The 6586-nt window shown below is 64.6% G+C and carries 7 protein-coding genes; all 7 read right to left on the bottom strand.

The genetic code is table 11. From position 1 onward, the window contains the following. Positions 1 to 17 precede the first annotated feature (17 nt). Entirely contained in the window at positions 18 to 419 is a 402-nt protein-coding gene (gene rpsP, locus EN914_RS19225) for a 30S ribosomal protein S16 (RefSeq protein WP_024504032.1), read from the bottom strand. A 37-nt stretch (positions 420 to 456) separates the two neighbouring features. Beyond that, entirely contained in the window at positions 457 to 783 is a 327-nt protein-coding gene (locus tag EN914_RS19220; RefSeq protein ID WP_013528801.1) for a chorismate mutase, read from the bottom strand. Positions 784 to 790: 7 nt separating this feature from the next. After that, positions 791 to 2401, bottom strand: coding sequence for a signal recognition particle protein (gene ffh, locus EN914_RS19215; RefSeq protein WP_024504031.1), 1611 nt, complete (start codon positions 2399 to 2401; stop codon positions 791 to 793). A gap of 290 nt (positions 2402 to 2691) precedes the next feature. After that, positions 2692 to 3642: a CPBP family intramembrane glutamic endopeptidase gene (locus EN914_RS19210; RefSeq protein WP_024504030.1), complete on the bottom strand. Its 951-nt coding sequence runs from the start codon at positions 3640 to 3642 to the stop codon at positions 2692 to 2694. 171 nt (positions 3643 to 3813) lie between these two features. Next, positions 3814 to 4413 carry a DUF1236 domain-containing protein gene (locus EN914_RS19205; protein ID WP_024504029.1) on the bottom strand — a complete coding sequence of 200 codons (600 nt, stop codon included), beginning with the start codon at positions 4411 to 4413 and terminating at the stop codon, positions 3814 to 3816. 63 nt (positions 4414 to 4476) lie between these two features. After that, positions 4477 to 5574, bottom strand: coding sequence for a putative zinc-binding metallopeptidase (locus EN914_RS19200; RefSeq protein ID WP_024504028.1), 1098 nt, complete (start codon positions 5572 to 5574; stop codon positions 4477 to 4479). Between the two features lie 91 nt (positions 5575 to 5665). Continuing rightward, on the bottom strand, positions 5666 to 6586 hold a 921-nt coding region (locus EN914_RS19195), incomplete at its 5' end, for an FAD-dependent oxidoreductase (RefSeq protein ID WP_127389203.1).

Below are 6586 nucleotides of genomic sequence, written 5' to 3'. Positions count from 1 at the left end.
TGCGATAGAGCAAATACTTATTCGGCGGTTGCGGCTTCCGCCTCGGCCGGTGCAGCCGCGGCGGCGGCAACGGCAGCAGCGGCATCTTCCTGCGCCTTCCTCAGAAGAGCAGCGCGTTCCTGCGCCTTCTTGCCCGGCTCGGCCTTCTTCGGGTTGGAACGGGCGTCGCGCTTGACAAGGCCGGCCTCGTCGAGGAAGCGCAGCACGCGGTCGGTCGGCTGGGCGCCATGCGCCAGCCAATGCTTGACGCGGTCGGCGTCGACCTTGACGCGTTCGCCGTCCTTGGGCAGCAGCGGGTTCCACGAGCCGATGGACTCGATGAACCGGCCGTCACGCGGCGAACGGGCGTCGGCAATGACGACGTGGTAATAAGGACGCTTCTTCGAGCCCGCACGGGCCAGTCGGATCTTCAAGGGCATTTCTTTTCTCCTAAAAACTAAGTTCGTTGATTGGGTTTCAGTTGGTTTTCGTCACGCCGTTGGAAGCGGCGATCTGTTCGTGGTGGCGGATCACTTCGCGGACGACGAAGTTGAGGAACTTTTCCGCGAAATCCGGGTCGAGATGAGCATCCTTCGCCAGCTGGCGAAGCCGGGCGATCTGCTGCTGCTCGCGTGCCGGGTCGGCCGGCGGCAAGCCATGAGTCGCCTTCAGCACGCCAACCGCCTTGGTGCAGCGGAAGCGCTCCGCAAGCATGTGGATGAGGGCTGCGTCGATGTTGTCGATCGACGCCCGGTAATCTGCCAGGAGGGCGCGGGCGTCGGCCATGTCCTTTTCTTCGTTCATGGCGTCCTCACTTCTTCTTGCCAAGGCCGGGCAGCCCGCCACCGCCGAGGCCGGGAAGCCCGGGAAGTTTCATGCCGCCGGGCAAACCTGGCATGCCGCTGGGCAGGCCACCGCCGCCGGGAAGGCCTTTCATGCCGCCGCCTAGGCCGGCTGCCTGCGCCTGCTTCTGCAAGGCTTCGAGCTGCTTGGGGTCCATCTTCGACAGGTCCGGCATGCCGCCGCCCATCATGCCACCCATACCGCCGGGCATCATGCCGCCGAGGCCCATCTTGGAGGCGAGGCCGCCCATCATGCCACGCATCAGGCCGCCGCCTTTGCCCTTGCCGCCCATTGCCTTCATCATGTCGGCCATGCCGCGATGCATTTTGAGCAGCTTGTTGATTTCGGCCGCGTCGGTGCCGGAACCGGCAGCGATGCGCTTCTTGCGCGAATGCTTGAGCAAATCGGGATTGGCGCGCTCTGCCTTGGTCATCGACGAGATGATGGCGAGCTGGCGGCCGAACATCTTGTCGTCGAGACCGGCGGCGGCCATCTGGTCCTTCATCTTGCCCATGCCGGGCATCATGCCCATGATGCCGCCCATGCCGCCCATCTTCGACATCTGCTGAAGCTGGCCGGCGAGATCGTTCAGGTCGAACTTGCCCGACTGCATCTTCTTGGCCATCGCCGCCGCCTGTTCGGCGTCGATGTTCTCGGCGGCCTTTTCGACGAGCGAGACAATGTCGCCCATGCCGAGGATGCGGTCAGCGATGCGCTTGGGGTGGAATTCCTCCAGCCCGTCCATCTTTTCGCCGGTGCCGATCAGCTTGATCGGCTTGCCGGTGACGGCGCGCATCGAAAGGGCAGCACCGCCACGGCCGTCGCCGTCCATGCGGGTCAGCACGAGACCGGTGATGCCGACGCGCTCGTCGAAGCTCTTGGCCAGGTTGACGGCGTCCTGGCCGGTCAGCGAATCGGCGACCAGCAGGATTTCGTGCGGGCTCGATACCTTCTTGATGTCGGCCATCTCGACCATCAGCGGCTCGTCGATATGGGTGCGGCCGGCGGTGTCGAGGATGACGACGTCGTGGCCGCCGAGCTTGGCCGCCTGCACGGCGCGGCGCGCGATGTCGACCGGCGACTGGCCGTCGATGATCGGCAGCGTGGCGACCTTGACCTGTTCGCCGAGCTGGCGAAGCTGCTCCTGCGCGGCGGGGCGCCGCGTGTCGAGCGAGGCCATCAGGACCTTCTTGTTCTGACGCTCGGAAAGACGCTTGGCGATCTTGGCCGAAGTGGTCGTCTTGCCGGAACCCTGCAGGCCGACCATCATGATGACGACCGGCGCCGGGGCATTGAGATCGATAGCGACGCCTTCGGCGCCGAGCATGTCGACCAGTTCGTCATGAACGATCTTGACGACCATCTGGCCGGGCTTGATCGACTTGACCACGGCCGCGCCGACAGCCTTCTCGCGCACCTTGTCGGTGAAGGAGCGCACCACTTCCAGCGCCACGTCGGCTTCGAGCAGCGCACGGCGCACCTCGCGCAGCGCCGCCGAGACATCAGCCTCCGACAGCGCGCCGCGGCCGGTCAGGCCGTTCAGGATCGAACCAAGACGTTCCTGTAGCGATTCAAACATTCGTTTTCCTTTTCCCTGGCACCCGGATGGTGCCCGAGAGGTAATGCGTTCGCGCCCAGTGTCCAACCAAAAGTCCAAGCAAAAGCCAAAACCAAAAAGCACCCGGGGGCGCTCAGCGCTGCCGGGTGTTGGCCTCCAGGATCGATTTACAGCACTTCACCTCAAAGAGGTTTCGGCGTCCTGGTCGGCTTGCTCGGAGGGATACTCGTCGCGGAATTCGGGGCGTGTAGACAGGAAATCTGCGCAAGAGTCAAGACAAGGGCCGGGTAGCGTCATTCCCGGAGCCGCATTCAGGCCGTGCTCGCGCGGTCCGGAAGCTCGGCGGCGACCTTGAGCGGCGAGCGCGGATGCAAAAGCAGCCCGATGGTCAGCAGGCTGCAGGCGATGCCGATGAAGGCGATGAGAACCGCATCCGACGTTGCCCAGCCCGGTCCCTCGAGCGGCCTGGCGTTGAACAGGGCGAAGGAATTGTAGCTTTCCTGATGCGAGATCAGCAGGAAGCCGGTCAGGTTGTTGCCGAGATGAGCACCCAGCGCGGCGCCGAGATTGCCGGTTGCGTAGACGACAAGCGTCAGCAGCAGCGCGAAGGCGGCGATCGACGCCAGCACACAGGCGTTGATGGCTGGCGACGAACTCGCACTCCAATGCAGCGAGGTGAACAGCAGGGCCGGCAGCAGCGCCCAGATGAACGGGCTCTTGAACCGGCTGGCGAGACCGCGCAGCAGGTAGCCGCGAAACAGCAACTCTTCCGACGAGGTCTGCAACAGAGTGAGCGCGGCGATCGGGATCGCAAACAGCAGCCAGGACGACAGGCTGATCGGGCCGCGCGCGATCTGCGGCTGCAAGAGATAGAGCAGGATTTCGGAGATCAACGAGGTGATCAGCACCGCGATCAGCCCCTTGAGGAAGCCGGACCACGAAACACGCCGGCTGTTGCCGAGCAGCGCCGACAGCTTCTCGCCATGCACCCAGCGCATCGCGACCCACAGGCCGATCCAGATGCCGGCGAACGAGACGAGCGCGGCGAGGATGCCGATGGGCGAGGCGAGGAAACCCTGCATGCCGGATGATGGGGCCGCCTGCCGGGCGAAGAAGGCATAGGTGCCGCCGACCAGCACGGCCACGGTGGTTGCTGCCCAAAAAAGGACGACGATCCCCGTTCCGAGCAACAGGCGCGGCAAGGTCGTCCTGGCGTTCGGCGAATGCCTGTAGCGCTCGAAGGCGGCCGGATCGATGGTCACGCGGGCTCCTTTGCCAAAGTCATCGCCTATTGACTAATCGATGGCCCGGAAAAATCGGAAGTTTTCCGCAAAGGACAATGCTCAGAGCAGCGTCGGCGCACAAGAGGCGACGCTGCGGTGCCGCCTGCCGGCGGCCGCTGCTGTGGCAGCGGCCGCTTATGCCAATTGTCGTCAGCGCACGACGTACATGATGCGCCGGGTCTGCGGATCGATCAGCGCCCGCTGGCCGTTCACATAGACATAGCGGTAATTGTAGTCCGGAATCTCGCGCAGCTCGACGGTGTCGGGCAGGGTCGCGCCGGTGACCACTTCGCCTTCCAGATAGATGGGATCGAGGCGATGCGTGTCGACATAGGTGCGGACTTCAGCCGGGGGCGGCGGGAAGTCATCCACGACCGGATCGCTGGCGATGATCGCGCCGGTATAATCGGTCGAGTAGTTGCCGATGTCCTCCGGCGGCGAGACGACAGCAACGCTGGCGCGCCGTTGCGTCAGCACCACCCGGCTGCCGCCTATATCGGCCGTCACATAGTCGGAATAGACCCAGCCCTGGCCGCCGGCCTCGGCTATGGTGCACCATTTGCTGTTTTCGATGCAGCCATTGAGCGTTGCCGACTGACCGGCGGCGAGCACGCCGATGACAGGGTATTGCGGGCCGGGTCCGGCGCGAACGTTAAGGTCGGTGATGGCTGAGACGGCGGTGTCGGCAAACGCGGCGCCCGACATCACGGTCAGCATTCCGGCGACCGCCGGAAACAACAGGGATTTCATGGTTTCTCTCCGTTTTCATGGTCCCTCGCCAGCGAAAACGGGGCAGCAGCTCATGCGTTCCCGCTAAAGCGCCTGTGCCAACTCACGATTTGTTCCCTGTTCTCCAGGCAAATCGGTCAGAAGTTCGTGAACGAAGTCCAATTTCCGCGCCGTGACGTCCGAAATGACAAAGGGATAGAGGTCCGGCAGGCCCATGCAGCGGTTGATCGAATTGGAGGCTTCCGACAGCACCAGCCAGCGGGCAAGGATCTTTTCGAAAGGCTCGGGCGCGGTCGGCGGCTCCGAGGGTGCCGCCTGCAATTCGCCGCCGGTGTCGCCGCGCGGCAAGTCGTTGGCCTCCACCGTCTCCAGCCGGCCGAGCGGAAAGTTCAGTGCGTGCACCATTTCCAGCGTGTCGGTGATGTGCAGGTGGTGAGCCCAGGTCTCGGCCCAGTCCTCCCATGGATGCGAGGTCGCATAGGCCGAGATGTGGCCTTGCTGCCAGTCGGGCGGCGCACCATTGGCATAATAGGCCTTCAGCGCCTGTTCGTAATCGGCGCGGTCATCGCCGAACAGTGCGCGGAAAGCTTCGAGCCGGTGCGGATCGTCGCGGATCAGGCGGTCCCAGTAATAGTGCCCAAGCTCATGACGGAAATGACCGAGCAAGGTGCGGTAGTTCTCGCCCATCTCGACGCGCCGCTTCTCGCGCTCGGCCGAATCCGCCTCGGCGACGTTGAGCGTGATCAGGCCATTGTCGTGGCCGGTCAGGATCCGCTCGCCGCCGGGGCCGCCGCCGATCGGATCGGCGAGGAAGTCGAAGGCCAGCCCGATCTCGTCGGCGGGGTTCTGCTTGGGCGCCACCGGCAGCCCGAAGGCCAGCAGCGAATAGATGGCGCGCTTCTTCGCCGCTTCGACACGGATCCAGCGGCGGCGGTTGCCGTCGACGGAGAGATCCGGGATCAACTGGTTGAGCGCACAGGCGCGGCAAAAGGCGTGTCCGGGCTCGGCCATCCAGTTGCAGGCGCATTCATCGGCGTTGGTGCACTGGAAGATGCCGTCGGCGCTCGCCAGCGCGAAACAGGCGTGCTCGGGATCGTAGAGCACGGGGTTCCCGCAGTTCAGGCACTGGGCGTTCTCGAAATAGATGCGATGGCCGCAATGGGGGCAGTCGAAGAGTTTCATGTCGGTCTCAATTCACCGGAGGTGACATAGATATTCACGGCGGCCCGTGCCCAACGCGAACAGCCGCGCGGCGTTCCACATTTTCCTGAAGCTATTTGGCCGCAAGTTGGGCGACAACCTGTCTTGCCACCGCTTCGCCCGACAGCCGTGCGCCGCCGCAGGTCTGCATCAGCGGGCCGGCCAAGTGCTCGCCGGCGAAGAAGATCTTGTCGGCCACCGGCTGCATGAGCGCGGCGCGCGCCAGTGAACGGCCAGGGCGGGCGGCGGCGTAGGCGCCGCGCACGAAGCGCTCGCCGCCCCAATTGGTCATCATGGCGCGTCCGACATGCTTGCGCGTATCGCCACCGAAGATGCCGCACAGCCGGTCGACGACGAAGTCGATGCCGGCCGCCTCGCCGGCCGCCGACATTTCCCAGGCGAAATCGCCGCCGACGAAGCCGACCATCAGGTCAAGGTCGAACGGGAAGCACAGGAAATAGATGTCGTGCCTGGCCATCCGTTCGATCAGCAGGTCGTCGAAGGGCTGCAGCCCGAGCCTTGTGCCCGATATTTCGACCGGCAATTTGGTCAGCATGCCCATCGGCAGGTCGAAGAAGGCGCCAAAATGGGTGTCGGGCAGGGCCGGCGAGAACGCGATCTCCTCGAAGGCGAGCACCGCTGGCGAAGCGGTCACGATCACCGCTTTGGCGCGGACGGTGCCGCGATCGGTGACGCAGGCGACGCCGGGCACGTCCCACAGGATCTTGCGTACCGGCGTCGACAGTTCGACCGGCACGCTGGCGCCGAAACGCGCCACCAGCGCGCCAAGGCCCTCCTTGCTGAAGTAGTTCGGGTCGAGATCGGCGGCGGCCTGGAAGTCCAGGATCGAGATTTCGTCCTCGTCGGCGCCGAAATCCATCGGCCCGGCGAAGGTGGCGGCGGCGCGCGGCGCATGGCCTTTTGCCAACAGCGCCGAAAGACGATCGTCATCTCCGTCCTTCACTTCATGCCTGGCCAGCAGTTCGAACAGCTT

The sequence above is a fragment of the Mesorhizobium sp. M7A.F.Ca.CA.001.08.2.1 genome, from assembly GCF_003998455.1.
Taxonomy (GTDB): Bacteria; Pseudomonadota; Alphaproteobacteria; order Rhizobiales; family Rhizobiaceae; genus Mesorhizobium; species Mesorhizobium ciceri.
This window is presented reverse-complemented; position numbering and strand designations above follow the sequence as displayed.

Coding starts and splice junctions, on each gene's coding strand:
- EN914_RS19220 (WP_013528801.1), bottom strand. CDS start 783: ATGAACGAAGAAAAGGACATGGCCGACGCCCGCGCCCTCCTGGCAGAT.
- EN914_RS19200 (WP_024504028.1), bottom strand. CDS start 5,574: ATGAAACTCTTCGACTGCCCCCATTGCGGCCATCGCATCTATTTCGAG.
- EN914_RS19205 (WP_024504029.1), bottom strand. CDS start 4,413: ATGAAATCCCTGTTGTTTCCGGCGGTCGCCGGAATGCTGACCGTGATG.
- rpsP (WP_024504032.1), bottom strand. CDS start 419: ATGCCCTTGAAGATCCGACTGGCCCGTGCGGGCTCGAAGAAGCGTCCT.
- ffh (WP_024504031.1), bottom strand. CDS start 2,401: ATGTTTGAATCGCTACAGGAACGTCTTGGTTCGATCCTGAACGGCCTG.